The organism is Parasphingopyxis marina, assembly GCF_014237875.1.
Classification (GTDB): Bacteria; Pseudomonadota; Alphaproteobacteria; order Sphingomonadales; family Sphingomonadaceae; genus Parasphingopyxis; species Parasphingopyxis marina.
In genome coordinates, this window is record NZ_JACJVJ010000001.1 from 1,032,002 (window position 1) to 1,048,858 (window position 16,857).

20 protein-coding genes and 1 tRNA gene are annotated in these 16,857 nt (G+C 61.1%); 10 read left to right on the top strand and 11 right to left on the bottom strand.

From position 1 onward, the window contains the following. Positions 1 to 17: 17 nt before the first annotated feature. The gene (locus H6P80_RS05150) at positions 18 to 551 is read left to right on the top strand and encodes a Pycsar system effector family protein (protein WP_185800245.1); all 534 of its coding nucleotides are present in this window, start codon (positions 18 to 20) and stop codon (positions 549 to 551) included. Here H6P80_RS05150 and H6P80_RS05155 read toward each other — a convergent pair. The 5 genes from H6P80_RS05155 to H6P80_RS05175 form a co-directional block, all read right to left on the bottom strand. Next, positions 543 to 1,457, bottom strand: coding sequence for an NAD-dependent epimerase/dehydratase family protein (locus H6P80_RS05155; protein WP_185800246.1), 915 nt, complete (start codon positions 1,455 to 1,457; stop codon positions 543 to 545). The genes H6P80_RS05150 and H6P80_RS05155 overlap by 9 nt on opposite strands. Beyond that, positions 1,454 to 2,587: a glutamate 5-kinase gene (gene proB, locus H6P80_RS05160; protein ID WP_185800247.1), complete on the bottom strand. Its 1,134-nt coding sequence runs from the start codon at positions 2,585 to 2,587 to the stop codon at positions 1,454 to 1,456. Before proB ends, H6P80_RS05155 begins: the two co-directional genes overlap by 4 nt. Beyond that, positions 2,569 to 3,609: a GTPase ObgE gene (gene obgE, locus H6P80_RS05165; protein ID WP_185800248.1), complete on the bottom strand. Its 1,041-nt coding sequence runs from the start codon at positions 3,607 to 3,609 to the stop codon at positions 2,569 to 2,571. The genes proB and obgE overlap by 19 nt, the downstream gene beginning before the upstream one ends. Positions 3,610 to 3,693: 84 nt before the next feature. Further along, positions 3,694 to 4,173 carry a hypothetical protein gene (locus tag H6P80_RS05170; protein WP_185800249.1) on the bottom strand — a complete coding sequence of 160 codons (480 nt, stop codon included), beginning with the start codon at positions 4,171 to 4,173 and terminating at the stop codon, positions 3,694 to 3,696. 18 nt (positions 4,174 to 4,191) lie between these two features. Further along, positions 4,192 to 4,791: a TetR/AcrR family transcriptional regulator gene (locus tag H6P80_RS05175; protein ID WP_185800250.1), complete on the bottom strand. Its 600-nt coding sequence runs from the start codon at positions 4,789 to 4,791 to the stop codon at positions 4,192 to 4,194. Positions 4,792 to 4,843: 52 nt separating this feature from the next. Between H6P80_RS05175 and H6P80_RS05180 the strand changes: the two genes are divergently transcribed. Further along, positions 4,844 to 5,722 (top strand): metal-dependent hydrolase, encoded by an 879-nt coding sequence (locus H6P80_RS05180; RefSeq protein ID WP_185800251.1) that lies wholly within the window; start codon positions 4,844 to 4,846, stop codon positions 5,720 to 5,722. Between the two features lie 39 nt (positions 5,723 to 5,761). Here H6P80_RS05180 and H6P80_RS05185 read toward each other — a convergent pair whose 3' ends face one another. The 6 genes from H6P80_RS05185 to hspQ form a co-directional block, all read right to left on the bottom strand. Further along, entirely contained in the window at positions 5,762 to 6,313 is a 552-nt protein-coding gene (locus H6P80_RS05185) for a GNAT family N-acetyltransferase (RefSeq protein WP_235973719.1), read from the bottom strand. Positions 6,314 to 6,479: 166 nt separating this feature from the next. Then, a complete protein-coding gene (gene rpmA, locus H6P80_RS05190; RefSeq protein WP_185800253.1) occupies positions 6,480 to 6,746 on the bottom strand; it encodes a 50S ribosomal protein L27 in 267 nt (88 codons plus the stop codon). Positions 6,747 to 6,748: 2 nt separating this feature from the next. Further along, on the bottom strand, positions 6,749 to 7,258 hold the full coding sequence (gene rplU, locus H6P80_RS05195) for a 50S ribosomal protein L21 (RefSeq protein ID WP_185800984.1): 510 nt from the start codon (positions 7,256 to 7,258) through the stop codon (positions 6,749 to 6,751). A 122-nt stretch (positions 7,259 to 7,380) separates the two neighbouring features. Then, a complete protein-coding gene (locus H6P80_RS05200) occupies positions 7,381 to 8,238 on the bottom strand; it encodes an alpha/beta fold hydrolase (protein WP_235973720.1) in 858 nt (285 codons plus the stop codon). Positions 8,239 to 8,267: 29 nt separating this feature from the next. Then, complete coding sequence (locus H6P80_RS05205) at positions 8,268 to 9,962, bottom strand: PHA/PHB synthase family protein (protein WP_235973721.1); 1,695 nt, start codon at positions 9,960 to 9,962, stop codon at positions 8,268 to 8,270. Between the two features lie 106 nt (positions 9,963 to 10,068). Further along, the gene (gene hspQ / locus H6P80_RS05210) at positions 10,069 to 10,458 is read right to left on the bottom strand and encodes a heat shock protein HspQ (protein ID WP_185800254.1); all 390 of its coding nucleotides are present in this window, start codon (positions 10,456 to 10,458) and stop codon (positions 10,069 to 10,071) included. A gap of 119 nt (positions 10,459 to 10,577) precedes the next feature. On the opposite strand from hspQ, the gene H6P80_RS05215 reads away from it, so the two are divergent. The 8 genes from H6P80_RS05215 (at position 10,578) to H6P80_RS05250 (ending at position 16,857) form a co-directional block, all read left to right on the top strand. Continuing rightward, positions 10,578 to 10,666, top strand: a tRNA-Ser gene (locus H6P80_RS05215). 431 nt (positions 10,667 to 11,097) lie between these two features. After that, a complete protein-coding gene (locus H6P80_RS05220) occupies positions 11,098 to 11,685 on the top strand; it encodes a nuclear transport factor 2 family protein (RefSeq protein ID WP_185800255.1) in 588 nt (195 codons plus the stop codon). 116 nt (positions 11,686 to 11,801) lie between these two features. Further along, a complete protein-coding gene (locus H6P80_RS05225) occupies positions 11,802 to 12,323 on the top strand; it encodes a MarR family winged helix-turn-helix transcriptional regulator (protein ID WP_185800256.1) in 522 nt (173 codons plus the stop codon). 221 nt (positions 12,324 to 12,544) lie between these two features. Continuing rightward, a complete protein-coding gene (locus H6P80_RS05230; RefSeq protein ID WP_185800257.1) occupies positions 12,545 to 13,462 on the top strand; it encodes a helix-turn-helix domain-containing protein in 918 nt (305 codons plus the stop codon). A 180-nt stretch (positions 13,463 to 13,642) separates the two neighbouring features. Next, positions 13,643 to 14,326: a glutathione S-transferase family protein gene (locus tag H6P80_RS05235; RefSeq protein WP_185800258.1), complete on the top strand. Its 684-nt coding sequence runs from the start codon at positions 13,643 to 13,645 to the stop codon at positions 14,324 to 14,326. Positions 14,327 to 14,336: 10 nt separating this feature from the next. Next, positions 14,337 to 14,870, top strand: a complete 534-nt coding sequence (locus H6P80_RS05240; protein WP_185800259.1) for a nuclear transport factor 2 family protein — start codon at positions 14,337 to 14,339, stop codon at positions 14,868 to 14,870. Between the two features lie 38 nt (positions 14,871 to 14,908). Further along, entirely contained in the window at positions 14,909 to 15,487 is a 579-nt protein-coding gene (locus H6P80_RS05245) for a nuclear transport factor 2 family protein (RefSeq protein ID WP_185800260.1), read from the top strand. Beyond that, complete coding sequence (locus H6P80_RS05250; protein ID WP_185800261.1) at positions 15,475 to 16,857, top strand: spinster family MFS transporter; 1,383 nt, start codon at positions 15,475 to 15,477, stop codon at positions 16,855 to 16,857. The genes H6P80_RS05245 and H6P80_RS05250 overlap by 13 nt, the downstream gene beginning before the upstream one ends.

A 16,857-nucleotide genomic window follows, 5' to 3' on the forward strand; every position in this document is an offset into this window, starting at 1 on the left:
TGTGGCAGTGGCTTGCCATGTCACAAGAGCCTGAAACCCCCGGAAAAGACTGGCCGGACAGCGTAAACTACCTGTTGCGAACGACGCAGCAGCATCATGTCCAACTCAGCCTCATGGCCGATCAAAAGGCGAGCATTCTCGTCGGCGCGAGCTTCGTCGTCTTTACGCTCGCGCTGCGCGACGGTGTCGGCACGACGCCCAGCCCGGCCTCGGTCATTCTTGCCGCCTCGTCTTTCCTTTCGGCCGTACTTGCAGTGCTGGCCATCATACCATCGACCGGCAAGCGACCGAAGGGCGCGCCCAATCTGCTCTTTTTTGGCGGTTTCACGGCGTTGACCGAGAATGCCTATATCGACGAGATGCTGGAACGAACGCAGGCGCCGGAGGAAGTATACCGGCTCATGCTGCGGGATATCCACCAGAACGGCACGGTCCTCTACCGCAAGAAATACCGGTTCTTGAGCTATGCCTTCAAGGCGTTCCTGATTGGCCTGATATTGTCCTTTGCCGCCTTTGTCGGGCAGCTTCTCTCGGTTCCCGGCCTAGGGTAGCCAGCCCGCTTCGCGGTACCAGAGTGCAGTATCGGCGAGGCCCTGCTCAAAGGGAATTTCCGGGGTCCACAGGCTTTCCGGCGGTCGGTAATTGTCGTTCGCGACCCAGTCGGGATGGCAGAAATAACGCGCGCGGTCAGGCGTCAGCTTTGCCCGGGAGCCCCGAACCAGCCTCTCGAGCCGTGCTGCGAGGCGGACAATGCGGAGCGGCATGGAATAGGTGCGGACGGATTTCTTTCCGAGCGCCCGGCCCAGCGCTTGCGCAAAGGCCCTGTGGCTGAGGCCGTTATGCGTTCCATCGTCGGGTTCATAGATGCTGTGGACACTCTCCTGCGCGCCAAGGCTCGCGAGCAGGAGCCGGCAGAGGTCTTCTACATGGATAAGCGATATCCGGCCGGGCGGGGGCAGGGCGACGTGCCCGCGCTGGGCCATCTTGAACAGCGCGAATGTCTCCGTGTCGTCGGGGCCGTAAACGGCGGGAGGGCGAATAATGGTCCAGTCGAGCGACGTGGCGCGGATCACCTGCTCGGCTTCGGCCTTGGACCAGCCGTAATTGGATATTTCGGGTTCGCGCGCGGCGAGCGAGGACACATGAACGAACCTGCTCGCGCCGGCTTTCTGCGCCGCGTCGGCCACGGCCCGCGTGCCCTGGATATTGGCGGCGGCGAAGCCGTCGCGGTCCGGCGCGTTGATCGCCCCGGCGATATGAATCACCGCCTCGGCCCCTTCGACAAGGTGCGCGAGGCTTGTGTGCTCGCCGAGCGATCCCGCAATCCATTGGACGTGCTGCATTTCGGGCTGGTCGCGCCGGGTGAGGGCGCGGATCGTGTGTCCGGTTTCTGTGGCGAGGCGTAGCAGATGGCCGCCGACGAAACCCGTGCCGCCGGTAACCGCGATCACGCTCACAGCAGGACCATATGATCGCGATGAACGAGCGAGGATCGCGGCGCATAGCCGAGAATATCCTCCAATTCCCCACTCTTCTTACCGATAATCCGGGCAGCGGAGTCGGTGTCATATTCGGAAAGGCCGCGCGCGATCACGGCGCCATTTTCATCCTCTATATCGATAACGTCACCGCGGTCGAAAGCACCGCGAAGCCCGGTGGCACCTGCCGGGAGAAGGCTGTTGCCTTGCCGCAAGGCTTGCGCCGCACCGGCATCGACCAGGATCGTCCCTGCTGCCGTCAACCGTCCGGCGAGCCACGCCTCGCGAGCCGTTACCGTGCCTTCAGCAACGAATACGGTGCCTTTGCCGCCCTCGGCGAAGGTGGTGAGAGGCCGGTCGCAATGTCCCGAGACGATGGCAAGCGGAATGCCCGCAGACGTGGCAATCTTAGCCGCCTCGATCTTCGATACCATTCCGCCTGTGCCCATCGTCGAGGCCCCGCCGGCCATGCGTACGATCCGCTCGTCGATCGTCGCCACGGTGTCGACGAACTCGGCCTCGGGATCGTCGTTCGGGTTGGCCGTATAGAGACCATCGACATCGGACAGCAGGATCACGCCGCCTACCGCGCCCGCCTGGCCGATGCGCGCTGCCAGCCGGTCATTGTCGCCGAAGCGGATTCCTTCCGTTGCCACCGAATCATTTTCGTTGATCACGGGTACGGCGCCGAGCTGCAATAGCCGGTCGAGAGTCGCCGACGCGTTGAGATAACGGCGGCGGTCCTCGAGATCGCCGAGGGTGAGGAGCATCTGCGCCGCAGTCAGACCGCGCTTACCGAGAAGCTCGACCCAGGACTGGGAGAGCGCGATTTGGCCAGCCGCCGCGGCTGCCTGGGCATAATCGAGACTGTTGCGGCTGCTTCTTTCGAAACCCAGCAGCTTCGCGCCGAGCGCCACCGCGCCCGACGCGACAATGACGATCTTCTGGCCCGCTTCGTGTCGTCCGGCAATTTCGGCGATGAGCCCGGCAAGCCAGTCTCGCCGTACCGACCCGTCCTCGGCGACCAGCAGCGACGAGCCGATCTTAACGACGAGACGCGGGCATTGGGCGGGCGCGAACCGGTGCGAGGCTAGGGCAGGGGTGTCCATGCTTTGCTTTCCTCTTGCTCATGTTCTGGTTCTGCCGGCTGTGCCAGAGTGGCGACGATCCGGTCGAGCACCGCATCCAGACCCTGGCCGGTAGCGCCCGACAGCGGCAATATGTCAGAGCCGGTCGCCTCCGCGAGTTCCGTGCTCAACGCCTCTACCAGCTCCTCGTCGAGCAAGTCGATCTTATTAAGGGCAAGGATTTCGTGCTTTTCGGCAATCCCCGCGCCATATTCGGCGATCTCGTCGCGTACCGTCTTCCATGCTGCTACCGGATCGTCGCCTGTCGCATCGACGAGGTGGAGCAGCACCCGGCAGCGTTCGATATGGCCGAGGAAGCGATCGCCGATCCCCGCGCCTTCGGCCGCACCTTCGATCAATCCCGGTATGTCGGCCATCACGAAATCCCGGCCCTTGTGCTGAACGACGCCCAGCTTGGGGTGTATCGTGGTGAAGGGATAGGCGCCGACCTTGGCCTTGGCGTTGGAAACGCCGTTGATGAAAGTCGATTTACCCGCATTGGGCATGCCGAGCAGCCCGACATCGGCGATCAGTTTCAGCCGCAGCCATACCCACATTTCCTCGCCCGGAATGCCCATTTGGTGTTGCCGGGGCGCGCGGTTGGTCGAGCTTTTATAGCTGAGATTGCCGCGCCCGCCCTGGCCCCCGTGCAACAATGTTTTTTTTTGGCCGACCTCGGTGAAATCGACGAGCACGACTTCCTTGTCTTCCGAGAGGATCTGCGTGCCGACCGGCACTTTGATCACAAGGGCCTTTCCGCCCGCGCCGGTCTGTTGCTTGCCCGCGCCGCCCTTGCCGCGCGACGCCTTGAAATGCTGGGTGTAGCGAAAGTCGATCAGCGTATTGAGGCCTTCGACGGCCTCGAACACGATGTCGCCGCCCTTGCCGCCATCGCCGCCGTCCGGGCCGCCGAACTGGATATATTTCTCGCGCCGGAAGCTGACGGCCCCCGGGCCGCCCGCGCCCGAGCGAATGTTGATCTTGGCCTGGTCCAGAAAATGCATGGGGCGTGTGTAGGGATTGGAGCGAGGTGCCGCTAGGCCGAAATGGCGTTACAGGTCGGACTTCAAATAGGTGGCGCGGTCCGATCAGCCTCCTTCGGCGGCTTCACCGGCTTCGCCGATCATGTACCGGCAGGCGGCGTTCGCGCAACCAACCGCTTCTTCGACGGCTCGCGTTACATCCTCGATCTCGGCGCAATTTTCCGCCCCCGTCAGTTCGAGAATCGTCGGCGGGACCGGCTGCATGATCGCAACGACATCCAGATATTGGCCTAGAGCGTCGCGCGTGACCGTTTCGCCGTTCCAGAGAATAGAGCCGTTCTCGCCGAACGAAATGCGATTGCTGATGGGATCGATCGGTCCGTTTTCGGGCTTCCCAGCATCAATCCAGCCGTCGAAGATCTGGCAGCTCGGACTGGAAATCGCCAGTGTCGCGTAGTTTGGCGCGGCATCGAGAGCGGCCTCTTCCGCAACGACATCCTCCGCCGTCACCTCGCCATTCTCGCCGCAGGCGACCAGCATCGCGATGGCGAGGCCGCTAACTGCCAGGGAAATTTGTCTGCGCATGGCCTTCGATCTCCCGTTTTACCTGTCGTTGGCGAAGCCGTAATTCTCCCGTGTGGCGTCGAGCTGCCCGGTCGCCATTTCGCGCGCGGTTTCGCGCGGCAGTCCGAGCGATTTTGCCAGTGGCCCGCCGAGCAGTGCGTCGCCGAGCGCCATCAGCACCAGCTGGAGCGTTTCCTGATGGAGCGGGACAGATTCCTCATTATGCCCTTCGCCCAATTGGTCGACGAGATTATGGATCGCTTCGACAATTGGATTGAGCGCATCCTCGTTGCCGGTCAGGATCATCCAGCTCGCCAGCGCCCCCGCGCCACCTTTGTCGAAAGCGTCGAAGGTCATATCGACGATGCGGCGCGGGTCTTCCTCGCCGGCACGCGCTTTCATCACCGTCTCGCCGATCGTGGCGCAGACATTTTCGGCCAGTGTCCGTGCGAGTTCGCGCTGGAGGCCCGACGCCGATCCGAAATGATGGAGGAGATTGGCGTGCGTCCGGCCGATCCGGCCGGCGACAGCCTTTAGGGTCACGGCCTGCGGACCAGCCTCGATCAGGATATCGCGGGCAGCGTCCAGCGCGGCGGTCCGGCTCTCTTCCGGGGTTAGGCGTTTCTTGGTTATTGACATATATGTAAGTAGCGTTCAGATACTGAAATTGGAGCCCTAATGGAGTCGCACCATGGCTAAAGACAAGACCCCTGTCGACCTCGAGATAACGCCGCGCGACCTGCGCTTCGGCCGCGAGTTGAAACAGGAGCGTTGGTGGTTTGGCGGCGATCCCTTTGCAACGGCGTTCAACAATGCGCTTTCGATCACCTTTCCGAAGGGCGAGGCCTTTTTCATCGAATCGGTAAAGGCGTTCCGCGAGGGCGTTTCGCCCAAGCTTGCTGGCGAAATCCGCGCCTTCACGATGCAGGAAGTGATGCACAGCCGCGAACATATAGCCTTCAACCGGAAGGTTGCCGAAACCGGCTATGATATCCAGCCGCTCGAACAGGTGGTGATCGATTCCATGGCGGCGACGCGCGGGCGTCCGGCCATCGTCGATCTCTGCGTTACCATGGCGCTCGAACATTATACCGCATTGATGGCGCGGCTGTTCCTCAAGAACGAACATTGGTGGGACGATGTCGACAAGGAATGGGCCGATATGTGGCGCTGGCATGCGATCGAGGAGATCGAGCACAAGGGCGTCGCCTATGATACCTGGCTCCATGCAACCAGGGACTGGACTCGCTGGCAGCGCTGGAAACTCAAGACGCGCGTGATGCTGCTGATCACCGTTTTCTTCTGGGTGAACCGGATCAAGGGCATGAAATATCTGCTGCAGCAGGACGGCATTACCGGCTGGCGCGCGAACTGGGGCATCTTCCGGCACATGTTCCTGAAGCCCGGCATCTTGCGGAAAGCCATCCCCGGCTGGCTCGCCTATTTCCTGCCCGGCTTCCACCCGTGGAACCATGACGACCGCAAGCTGATCCAGCTCGTCGACAGCGAATTCAGCGATGCGCTGGCGGGCGCGCCACAACCCGGCGCGTCCGAACCGGTTCCCGCCTAGGCGGCGCGACGATCCTCCCCAAGCAGGGGAGGATCGGCATTAGGCCGCCATGGCCGGTTCGATATCGGCGGGTTGCTCGACCTCCTCGGCCTCGAGCGCGAATTCGAAACCCTCGACATCTTCGCCTCGGGCCAGGCTGAATTGCCGCATCGGCCCGGTTTTCCGGAAACCGAGTTTTTGGAGGACGCGGCCCGAATTCGGGTTGTCGGCGAAATGTCCCGAGAGGATCCGGCCATAGCCGAGGCAATGCCGGCCAGCGGCTATCGCCGCTTCCGCGGCCTCGGGCATAAGGCCTTGGCCCCAGCGATCGGGCACCAGCCAAAAGCCGAGCTCCGGCGTGCCCTCGCGATCGTGAAAGCCGACGCTGCCGATGATCCGCCGGGGATCTTCAACCCGGTCGGTGATCAGGAAGTTCGGATATTGGGGATCGCGCGGCAGCGCGAGGAATTGCTCGGCATCGGCCAGGCCATAAGGCCAGGGCGCGGTGACCAGATTGCGCACGATACGCTTGTCGGCAATTGCCTTGGCAAGCTGGGGCGCGTCTTCAGGCCATGCGGGCCGTAACAGCAGTCTCTTCGTAACCGCGAACATGTCTCTCTCCATGCCGCCCCCAGCCGTCCCCTTAGCGACGTCCGATGACGGTTATATGAGGGAGACAAAATAAAAGGGAGACCGGGCCAGCCCGTCTCCCTCAATCGGTCCGTTTTATCGAACCATCGGGCTGCCCGCTTCTGGGACAGCCCTTTATCGACTGTCCCTATTCGGCTGCTTCGGCCATTTCCACGTTCACAAAAGTTCGGTTGTTGCGACCTTTGTTGAAGCGGACATTGCCGTCCACGAGCGCAAAAATCGTGTGATCGCGACCGAGGCCGACATTTTTGCCGGGATACCATTTGGTGCCGCGTTGGCGCACGATGATGTTGCCGGCCACGACCACTTCGCCGCCGAACTTTTTCACACCGAGGAATTTCGGGTTCGAATCGCGACCGTTACGCGAAGAACCGCCTGCTTTCTTATGTGCCATCGTTACGCGTCCTTATCTTCGGCTTTCGGGGCTGCCTTTTTGGCAGGCGCCTTTTTAGCCGGAGCCTTCTTTGCCGGTGCCTTGGCGGCGGTACCGCTCTTGGCTGCGGCCGTCGTCGTGCTCTTCTTGGCCGGAGCCTTTGCCGCCGGTGCGGCCTTGGCTTCGGTTTCGCCTTCGGTTTTGGCTGCCGCCTTTTTCGGCGCGGCCTTCTTGGCGCCGCCGATCGAGGTGATCTTCACCGCCGTCAGATACTGGCGATGGCCGTTCTTGCGGCGATAATTGTGGCGCCGCTTCTTCTTGAAGACGAGAACCTTGTCGCCGCGGCCCTGCTCGAGGATCTCGCCGCCCACCGAAAGACCCTTGGTGTCTTTCAGCGTGCCGCCGTCGCCGGCCATCAGGACATCATCGAACGATACGGCATCGCCCGCCTCGCCGGCGAGCTTCTCGACCGTGATAATGTCACCTTCGGCGACGCGATACTGTTTGCCGCCCGTGCGCACCACTGCGAACATCGTCTTACTTCCCATCAAAACTGCTATCCGCACAGGCAAACGGCCACGGCCGATCCCCCGCGCGGGAAAGCGGGCCAAATATGGGAAGAACCGGCGGTTGTCAACCGAGCCGGTCGGGAAAATCAGGCCGCGGCCGCGTTTCTGCCGCCCGCTTCGCCAGGATCGGGCCGGTCAAGAAATTCGCGGATCGTATCAAGGCATTCTTCCGCGTGGCTGAGGAGGAAAAGATGGCCGCCATCCTCGATCACAGCCATCTCGCTATTGGGGATCAAAGAGGCGAGCAGCTTGCCATTGACGAGCGGCACGATGGCATCGTCGGCGCCCATCATGATCAGCGTCGGTTTCCGCAAGAACGGCAGAAAAGGCGCGCTCGTCCAGCCGAGCATCGCAAAAAGCTGGTAGAAATAGCCGGTTTTGGACGGCGGTTTGATGCGCGTCACATGGCCGTCCGATCCTTCTTGCGAACCGCCATAGAGTGTCTTGAAATGCTTCTGCATGAAGGCGGGATCGATATAGCGGCGCGGATCCGCCATCTTGGCGAGCGCTTCGGGCTTGCCCGGCACCATGATCATCCCCGGCGTCGTCGCGGCGAGGATCAGCCGGTTGACGCGGCCCGAATGCTGGAGCGCGAAATGCTGGGCCATCGCACCGCCCCAGCTTACCCCCATCACATCGACCTGCGGCATATCGAACTGTTTCAGGAGGATCGCGGTGATCCGCGCCATCAGGATCGCATTATAGGGTATCACCGGATCGGGGGAACCGCCGACCCCCGGCATGTCGAACGTGATGAAATCGCGGTCGGGCAGCCGTTCGGCGAGAGGCGTGGCGACTTCGAGATTTGCGCCGATGCCGTTGAAGAACAGCAGCGGCAAATGGCCGGCAGAACCGGTTTCGGCCTTCCAATGCGCAACGCGCAGTTCTCGGCCGTCGACCGTTTCCATGGTGATTGCGGGTTCCCGCTGGCGAGTTCTGCTCATGTCATAGTCTTTCCCGATTCCGGCATCCGCTAGTCGAACACATAAGTGCCAGGGGCGGATTCCATCGGCTTATGGGTTTCGCTGCCAAGGCTTTTGGGCGCCTTTACGCGCTCGCCCGATCGCGCGTGCAGCCATTCCATCCAGTACGGCCACCAACTCGCCTGCACTTCTTCGGTGCCTTCGAGCCATTTATCGACCGAGGCGGGCATCTTGCCCTTCTTTTTCGCCTTGAAATATTTGGCCTTCGGGTTGCCGGGCGGGTTGAGGATCGCCTGCATATGCCCCGATTGCGAAAGGATGAACTCTACGTTTTTCGATCCGAACAATTGGGTCGAACGATAGCAGGCACGCCAAGGCGTGATGTGATCGGTCACGCCACCCAGGATAAACAGGTCGCTCGTGACCTTGGTAAGATCGAGATCGTGGTCTGCCACATGGGCCGCGCCCGGCGTCGCGAAGGCATTGGCTTCGTAAAGTCCGAGAAAATCGCCCATCAGCGACGCCGATAGATTGGTAGCGTCGGCATTCCAGAACAGCACGTCGAAGGCCGGCGGGTCGCCGCCCATCAGATAATTGTTGATCACGTAATTCCAGATCAGGTCGTTGGGCCTGAGCCATGCAAAGCCGCGCGTGAGATCGCTGCCGGGGATGATGTCCGCCCGCGATGCCCGGCGCTTGGCGAGTTCCAGGCTGTTCTGCGAGACCAGCGAGCTCGCCTCGGTGTCGTCGGGCTTGGATTCGAGCACGCAGACCATGATCGTTGCTGCGCCCGCGCGTTTGTCATCGTCGGCGGCAAGCTTGGAGAGCAGCACGGAAAGCGTTTGTCCGCCCGAACAGCCGCCTGAGAGGTTGATCGTGTCCGCGCCCGTGATTTCCTGGATCGCGTCCATCGCCTCGATGCAACTCGCGATATAATCGTCCATGCCCCAATGGCCGTGCTCCTTTTGCGGGTTGCGCCAGGAGATGACGAAGGTCTGGATGCCGTTGTCGACCTGATATTTGACGACGCTTTTTTCCGGCGAGAGATCGTTGATATACATCTTGTTGATCTGCGGCGGAATCGTGAGCTGCGGGATCGCGTAAACCTCTTGGGTCTGCGGCGTATACTGGATCAGCTCCATCATCTCGTTGCGGAAGACGACGGCGCCTTGCGAGGTCGCGATATTTTCGCCGAGGGTGAACGGCGTCTTGTCGACCTGGCTGACCATGAAATCGTTGTTGACCATGTCGTCATAGGCGTTTTTCAGCCCCTTGATCAGCGATAGTCCGCCGCTATCGATCAGCCGCTTCTGGGCCATCGGATTGCCAGCCAGCGTGTTGGTGGGGGCGACGGCGTCGATGATGATCTGCGAGATGAAGCTTGCCCGGTCGCGCTCGATCGGGTCGAGATCGAGATCGTCGAGCCAGCTCTTCATGCCTTTCTGCACGGCGAGGAAATACTGCATCCCGGCCTTTATGAAGGGATTGTACTGGAAGGCGGGATCCATGAAGCGCTTGTCGCGCGGCTCCGGAGTTAGCTGCGATTTGCCGGTCATGATCTGGACGACGTCTTCGGAAAAGCCCTGCATATGCTTTACCGCTTTCACCGGATCCGCCGCCGTCTGTTGCAGCATCACCGCAACCGCGCCGACGAAATCCTCTCGGGCGAGACCGGCCAGCGGCCCCAGCGCCATCGTCGATTGCGCGGCCTCTTCGCCGATATCCGGGCCCGATTGCGCCATCATGCGTCCTCTTTTAGCGTTATTTTCTTCGGAAGGTGAGCCGCGCGGTGCCCGCTGTCAAATGGGGAATCGCACCGCTGCGCGACGGAAGTCGCTATTGGCGAACGGCTTAGTGCCGGTGTTCGCGGCGCAGCGTGTAACGGCCTTCGGTGAACTCGTCGAAAATGCCGGAAATCGCCGGATGATCGATCGGTTCTTCGCTTTCGTCCTGCAACAGGTTCTGCTGGCTGACATAGGCGACATAGCTGCTGTCGGTGTTCTCGGCGAGCAAGTGATAAAAAGGCTGATCCTTGCGAGGGCGGACCTCTTCGGGGATGGCCTGGTACCAATCCTCGCTGTTCGCGAAAACGGGATCGATATCGAAGACGACGCCGCGGAAATCGAACATCCTGTGGCGCACGACATCGCCGATCGAAAAGCGCGCATGCGCGATCGGCGGCGCGTCCTTGCCGAGTACGCCGCGCGCGGCGAGGGAGGGAATGCCATTGTCCATCTCCATCCCAATGTAAGTATTGCGATTTGGCGAGGCAAGGACTGGCTTGGCAAGCGCTGTGGGGTAAGCTAAGGCGCGCGGCTCGAACGACCCGCCCAATTCATTTGGGCGCGCCAATCGCTTGCGGAGAGGTGCCGGAGTGGTCGAACGGGGCGGTCTCGAAAACCGTTGTGCCTTCTGGGTACCGTGGGTTCGAATCCCACCCTCTCCGCCAGCCATCGCGATTTCCGAAAATTACCCGAACCCGGAAATCGGACGTTTCTCAAACGATGGCACGCTCCGTCTCGATCGAAACGCTCGACCGTTTGCGAACGGCAGAGGTTGGAACTCATGATTGGCACATCATGCGGCAGCGGATCGACGAACGAAACGACCGACCAGCCAGCCGCCGACGGGCGTTCGTACAGGAATTCCTTCGAATGGCTGCTTTCGTTGCCAGGCACCTCCGGATCGAGTTCCCTAAAGTCTTCCTCCTCCTCGTGCACGAATGCCGAGAAGAACAGTTTTTCATCATCGCGGATATGCCGACGGAGAAAGCGGAAAAGGCTGGCGGATACACAGAGCAGCGCTTGTCTCCCGCCAGGGCGCCGCTTGCCATCGCAACGCTTCCTGCGATGATCGGCGGCCTGCAATGGGAGAGAAACAATGCGCCTGCCGATCATCTTCGCCGCCGTCCTCACGCTCGCCATTCCGCCGGGAGCCCATGCGCAGGATAATCCAGAGCATGTTCACGGCGAAGGGATGGCCCCGCATGACGGCCAAATACAGGCCATGATCGATCGGATCGCGATCGAAGATCTCATCGTGCGCTATTACGCGGGGCTGGGCGGCACGCATGATGAGGGTTTCGACGCCTATTTCATCCCCGATGGCGTGCTGGATATCAACGGCCGGATCTATCGTGGCCGTGAGGGCATCAACCGTGCCTATGAGGAACTGGGCGGCGAGAATGCGCTTCCCGAAGGGACCTTCCACATGCTGTTGAGCAACGCCGTGATCGAGGTTGCCGGAGATGAGGCCACCGCCAGTTTCATCTGGACGGGCATCATCAATGGCGATGTCAAAACCCCGCCGCAGCTGTTGGAACAGGGGCGCGAATATGATCGCCTGGTGCGGGTGAACGGCCAATGGTTGATCGCGCATCGCACGATCATTGCCGATAGCGGCCTGCCGGATATCTATGATGCGACTTACCAACAGCGTCTTGATTACGATATTCGTGCAGCAGAATAGGGCGGCATCCAGCTTGCAGTCGCATTTCGATCCCGGGCGGAATATTGGGTATTTATCGCCAACTCTCATATCGAGGATCGAAATCGGGAACGAAAGGGTTTGTGGAGAGCCAGTCTATGAGCGTGAAAGTGGTGAGAAAAGCGTATGATGTGACGCGTGAATTGGAGGGCATTCCGGCAAATATAGAGCCGAATTCCTTTGCTATAACGCTGTATCTTGTCCGGATGGGCGTGCTGATCGGTCAATTGATGGACAGGATCGCACGGCGTTTCGATATCAGCGGAGCCGATTCGCGGTTGATGAGCGCGATAAGCGCAAGTCGCAGCGCCAGTTCGCTGCGGCCGTCCGAGCTGGGCGTGCGGCTTGGGTTGTCACGCGCAACGATCACCTACCGGATGGACCGCCTTATCACCAAGGGACTCGCCGAAAGGTCCACCGACGAAAGCGACGGTCGTGCGCTGCATATCCATCTGACCTCTCGAGGACAGGAAGTGATTGATGCCATCATGACCGAAATCAACCTGATCTGCATCGAGCGCCTCGGTTCCATCGACCATCTTCCCGGTGGCCGCGAGGCCATGAAGGAGTTTCTCGATACGCTGGTCGATGTTTGGGAGGAAGCGGAATGGCGCCCCTGATATCGCCGACGCCCGCCTATCGGACATCCATCTTCGCTTGACATTTAGTTAGAAATTCGAACTATATCCCTTACGCGACGTCACACGGAGCAAATCCGGGATGCCGCGGGCGGCCTTCACCTGCCGAACGGCATAGCGCCGAACGAAATATTGGGGGTGAAGACCGGTATCCGCGAATGCCACTTCGCAATTCGCGCTGTGGTTCGTGTTGGGAGGCGAGGATGTTGCATGACAATGGTGGGGCGCTGGCGGCGGCCGATCCGCCACCTGCCAGTCCCGGATCGGGCGTCAAGCATATGGGGGCGTTGAAGTTCTGGAAACGCGACAGTCGGGAACTCCGGCCGATGCCGAACGGCATCGCGGAAGGCGATGACGTCGAGGAGGTCAAGCTCGTTCTCCATCTCAGCGGCGAGGCCTTGCTCGAAAGCGGCGGCCGCGCTCAGACGCTGACCCCCAGCAGCTGGGGGCTGTACGCCTTTTCGAAATCCTGCCGGATCAAGGGGCCATATTCGCAACTCGTCGTGTCGATGCCGAAGCGCCTTCTTGCCGCGCGCAACCCCAATCTCGACCGCGTCATGAAAAGGCAATTCTCCGCAGAAAGCCCAGCCATGGCGATGGCGTTTCGCTTTTTTACGTCGCTTTACGACAATGATTCCTCTGGCACAGCGTTCGCGCACGAACTCGGCGATATCGGGATCCGGCTGCTGCAGGTGGCGCTCGACGAACAGCAAGCGCGGCTCGAAGGCCATACGCGGCAGGAAAAATTCCGTTCCCGCATCAAGAGCTTTGTCGATACGCACCTTCACGATCCGGGGCTTTCCGTCGAAGCGATCGCGCGGGCCAATCATTGCAGTACCCGCTATCTGCAGAAGATGTTCGGCGATGCGGAAAGCATCGGCCGTTATCTCTGGCGGATGAGACTGGAACGCTGCAGCGCGGCGCTTGCTGATCCCTGCCACGCGCATCGATCCATTACCGAGATCGCCTTCTCGCTGGGATTCAGCAATCCATCGCATTTCAGCCGGGTTTTCCGGGCGCGGTACGGAACCACCCCGCGCGAATATCGCGCCCTGATGCTGGAAAAGGCGGCCGAAACAAATGCTTTGCAGCGGCCGATGAAAGCGGACTGTGCCGCCTAGGAAGTATCTTTGTTCCCCAGGCGAATCCCAGACCGGAAAGCCCGGTTTGATGGCTATAATAATATATTGAAAACATTGATGTTTATTCGCCTATCTGGGCTGCACCGGATGGGCCGGAACGGTTTGACAGCAGGCCCTGGGCAATCCTAGCTCGCTGCGAAGATATGGACAGGAAGCGGCATGGTGAAATTCTATCTCGGCGGCGGCCCAAATCCCAGAAAGGTTGCGCTATTTCTCGAAGAGGCAGGCGTCCCTTACGAACCGATCTGGGTAAATACCGGCGAGGGGGAGCAGCATAGACCAGAATTTCTGGCTTTGAATCCCAATGCCAAGATTCCGGTCATCGTCGATGGAGACCGCGTGGTTTTCGATAGTAACGCGATCCTGCTCTACCTTGCCGAAAAGCACGAAATGTTCGTACCGGAGCGCTCCTCTCCGGAATGGGCCGAAATGATTTCCTGGCTGATGTTCATCGCGAGTGGGCTCGGGCCTTATAGCGGCCAATCGGTGCATTTCCGGCACGCGGCGCCGGAAGAGCAGCCCTATGCCATCACCCGCTACCTGTTCGAGGCGCGGCGCCACTTCGACATAGTGGAGGACCGGTTGGCCGGACGGGAGTGGCTTGTCGGCGACGATTATTCGATCGTCGACATGGCTCTTTGGGGCTGGGCTGCCTTCCTGTCCCGTATCCTCGAAGAGGAAGACGTCGAACGTTATCCGAATGTTGCTGCGTTGGTCGAACGCATCGGTGCGCGCCCTGCCGCGGAACGGGCGATCGCGATAGGCAGTCGCCCCGGCGCCGGACCGCCCAAGGTTTATGCCAACCCGCATCTTTTCCGGTATCTTGCAACCGACAAGGGCTGAGCGCGTCGCGATGAACACAGAAGACATGATTTCGCAATCCGACCTGCAATGGCTGATCGACCGGATGAAGATCCGCGATTGCCTCGGCCGGTATACGCGCGGACTGGATAGGCACGATGGTGCGCTGATCGCCAGCGCCTTCTGGCCCGAGGCGGAAATATTCTACGGCAAGCGCTTCGAGGGCGATCTCGACGATTTCGTCGAGTGGAGTAACGCCTCGCACGCCGAGCGCTGGACCCAGCATTCGCACAACATCACCAATCAGAATGTCGCGTTCGATGACGATCGTTCGGGCGCCGACGTTGAAAGCTATGTCCAGTTCTTCCACCGCGCGATCGGCGACGGCGTCAGCATCGGGGTCGGCCGCTATATCGACCGTTTCGAACAGCGCGGCGGGGAATGGAAGATCATCTCGCGCCTGCTCGTCGTGGATATGATGCTCGATGCCGAGCATCTGGATTTCGATGCCTCGGGATTTCCCGTCGGCAAATGGGGCGAAGGCGATCCGTCTTATTCCAGGCCTTTCGGCGGCCCGCGAAACTAACGACAGGACGAAAGAAAACGATGGGCGAGGATCAATCAATGGCGATTGCCGCTCTGCGCGAGCGGATCGAGGCGATCGAGGCGAGGCAGGTTTACGCCGAGGACCGGCTGGGTATTCACGAATGCCTCTGGCGGTATTGCCGGGGGTTGGATCGGCACGACGAGGAATTGGAAAGCAGCGCCTTCTGGCCGGACGCGCAGGTCAATTACGGCCATGCCTTTTCGGGCTCGCTCGCGGATTTCATCGCCTGGGGCAATCAGGGACATGACAGTTTCTTCGACATGCATCAGCACCACCTGACCAATGTTACCGTCGATATCGATGGCGATCGGGCGCATGTCGAAAGCTACCTCATCAACCTGATGCGTCGAAAGGACGAAAAACTCGATATCGGGGGCGCACGCTATATCGATCTGTTCGAGAAGCGGGACGGCGAATGGCGTATCCTGATCCGCGAATATCTCCCAGACGTCCGTACCGAGGGGCCGGCGACCGTGACGGGCCTGGGATTGCCGCCTTCCGGCCCCGGCCGCTGGGACCGCGAGGACCTTTCCTACGCCCGGCCATTGCAGCGCCGCCCTGCCAATGATCCGGCGGCGACCGCATGGCGGAAATAGGCGCGGCCGCAGCGAGCGGCCCAGACTCCGCGCGACTGCTCTCGGCGCGCTATACGCGCTGGCTGCTCTTCGTCCTGCTGCTCGTCTCGACGTTCAACTATACTGATCGTTTCATTTTCTCGCTGCTCGCCGAAGCGATCAAGCGCGACCTTGCGCTGTCCGACCTCCAGCTTGGCCTGTTGGGCGGCCTCGCCTTCGCGCTATTTCATGCGGTTATGGGGATTCCGCTGGCCCGGCTTGCAGACCGCAAGAGCCGCATCAACCTGCTGGCGATTTCGGTTTTCTTCTGGTCGCTGGCGACAGCGCTGTGCGGCACGGCGGTCAATTTCTGGCAGATGCTGCTGTGCCGTGTGGGCGTGGGCGTCGGTGAGGCGAGCTTTACCCCGGCGGTCAATTCGCTGATCGGCGACCATTTCAAACCGACGCGCCGTGCCTCGGCGATATCGATCATCCAGTTGGGCTCGCCGATCTCTGCGTTGGTGGGGGCTGCGGTGGTTTCCTCGATCGTCATCTATTGGGATTGGCGCGTCGCCTTCCTTGCGGCCGGCATTCCGGGCATTGTCATTGCGCTGCTCGTGAAGTTCGGCCTCAAGGAGCCGCCGCGCGGCCTTGCCGACGGCATGCCCGAGGCCAAGGGCGCGCATCCTTCGTTCGGCGCCGTGCTGCGGAGCATTCTCGCCAGACCGGCGGCGATCCACGTCATTATCGCGGGATCGCTTGCCCATATTGGGCTCACGGGCATCGGCCAATTTCTCAGTCCCTTCTATATCCGTGTGCACAGTCTTTCGCTGCACGAGGCGGCGCTTATGTTCGGCTTTATGCAGGCCGGCGCTGCGACGATCGGCCTGCTGCTCGCCGGCTTCGGTTCGGATTGGGCCGCGACGCGGGATCGCCGCTGGCACGCCTGGTGGCCCGCTCTCTCTCTGGCGTTGGCCGGCCCGCTCTTTGCCGCGGCCTTTCTCCAGGAAAATCTTTTGCCGGCGGCGCTGCTCATCTTTCCCGGCAGTATCGCCCTGTTCGTCTACCTCGTTCCGACATACGCAATGCTGCAGAACATGATGGAGGCCCGAATGCGCGCGTCGGCCATAGCCGTTTATGCGCTGATCGGCAGCATGGCCGGTGCGCTCGGACCGGCACTATACGGACTGCTCAGCGACATCCTGGCACGCCAGCGCTTTGCATTGGGCGATTTCGACGCCTTGTGCCCCGGCGGCGTCGGCGCTCCGGGCACCATCTATGCGGAGGCGTGCCGGGGCGCCGCGGCGGGCGGGCTTCAGATCGCCTTGGCGTGCGGCATGATCGTTTTTGCCTGGTCGGCCCTGCACTTCCTGCTCGCGGCCAGGACGCTCCGCAAGGACAGCGTCTCCTAG

What these genes read in the sequence shown, in the direction of transcription:
- H6P80_RS05245 (WP_185800260.1), top strand. Translation starts at nt 14,909, where the DNA reads ATGGCGATTGCCGCTCTGCGCGAGCGGATCGAGGCGATCGAGGCGAGG.
- H6P80_RS05240 (WP_185800259.1), top strand. Translation starts at nt 14,337, where the DNA reads ATGAACACAGAAGACATGATTTCGCAATCCGACCTGCAATGGCTGATC.
- H6P80_RS05225 (WP_185800256.1), top strand. Translation starts at nt 11,802, where the DNA reads ATGAGCGTGAAAGTGGTGAGAAAAGCGTATGATGTGACGCGTGAATTG.
- H6P80_RS05205 (WP_235973721.1), bottom strand. Translation starts at nt 9,962, where the DNA reads ATGATGGCGCAATCGGGCCCGGATATCGGCGAAGAGGCCGCGCAATCG.
- hspQ (WP_185800254.1), bottom strand. Translation starts at nt 10,458, where the DNA reads ATGGAGATGGACAATGGCATTCCCTCCCTCGCCGCGCGCGGCGTACTC.
- rplU (WP_185800984.1), bottom strand. Translation starts at nt 7,258, where the DNA reads ATGTTCGCAGTGGTGCGCACGGGCGGCAAACAGTATCGCGTCGCCGAA.
- H6P80_RS05220 (WP_185800255.1), top strand. Translation starts at nt 11,098, where the DNA reads ATGCGCCTGCCGATCATCTTCGCCGCCGTCCTCACGCTCGCCATTCCG.
- obgE (WP_185800248.1), bottom strand. Translation starts at nt 3,609, where the DNA reads ATGCATTTTCTGGACCAGGCCAAGATCAACATTCGCTCGGGCGCGGGC.
- H6P80_RS05175 (WP_185800250.1), bottom strand. Translation starts at nt 4,791, where the DNA reads ATGTCAATAACCAAGAAACGCCTAACCCCGGAAGAGAGCCGGACCGCC.
- H6P80_RS05235 (WP_185800258.1), top strand. Translation starts at nt 13,643, where the DNA reads ATGGTGAAATTCTATCTCGGCGGCGGCCCAAATCCCAGAAAGGTTGCG.
- H6P80_RS05200 (WP_235973720.1), bottom strand. Translation starts at nt 8,238, where the DNA reads ATGAGCAGAACTCGCCAGCGGGAACCCGCAATCACCATGGAAACGGTC.
- H6P80_RS05180 (WP_185800251.1), top strand. Translation starts at nt 4,844, where the DNA reads ATGGCTAAAGACAAGACCCCTGTCGACCTCGAGATAACGCCGCGCGAC.
- H6P80_RS05250 (WP_185800261.1), top strand. Translation starts at nt 15,475, where the DNA reads ATGGCGGAAATAGGCGCGGCCGCAGCGAGCGGCCCAGACTCCGCGCGA.
- H6P80_RS05185 (WP_235973719.1), bottom strand. Translation starts at nt 6,313, where the DNA reads ATGTTCGCGGTTACGAAGAGACTGCTGTTACGGCCCGCATGGCCTGAA.
- proB (WP_185800247.1), bottom strand. Translation starts at nt 2,587, where the DNA reads ATGGACACCCCTGCCCTAGCCTCGCACCGGTTCGCGCCCGCCCAATGC.
- H6P80_RS05170 (WP_185800249.1), bottom strand. Translation starts at nt 4,173, where the DNA reads ATGCGCAGACAAATTTCCCTGGCAGTTAGCGGCCTCGCCATCGCGATG.
- H6P80_RS05150 (WP_185800245.1), top strand. Translation starts at nt 18, where the DNA reads ATGTCACAAGAGCCTGAAACCCCCGGAAAAGACTGGCCGGACAGCGTA.
- rpmA (WP_185800253.1), bottom strand. Translation starts at nt 6,746, where the DNA reads ATGGCACATAAGAAAGCAGGCGGTTCTTCGCGTAACGGTCGCGATTCG.
- H6P80_RS05230 (WP_185800257.1), top strand. Translation starts at nt 12,545, where the DNA reads ATGTTGCATGACAATGGTGGGGCGCTGGCGGCGGCCGATCCGCCACCT.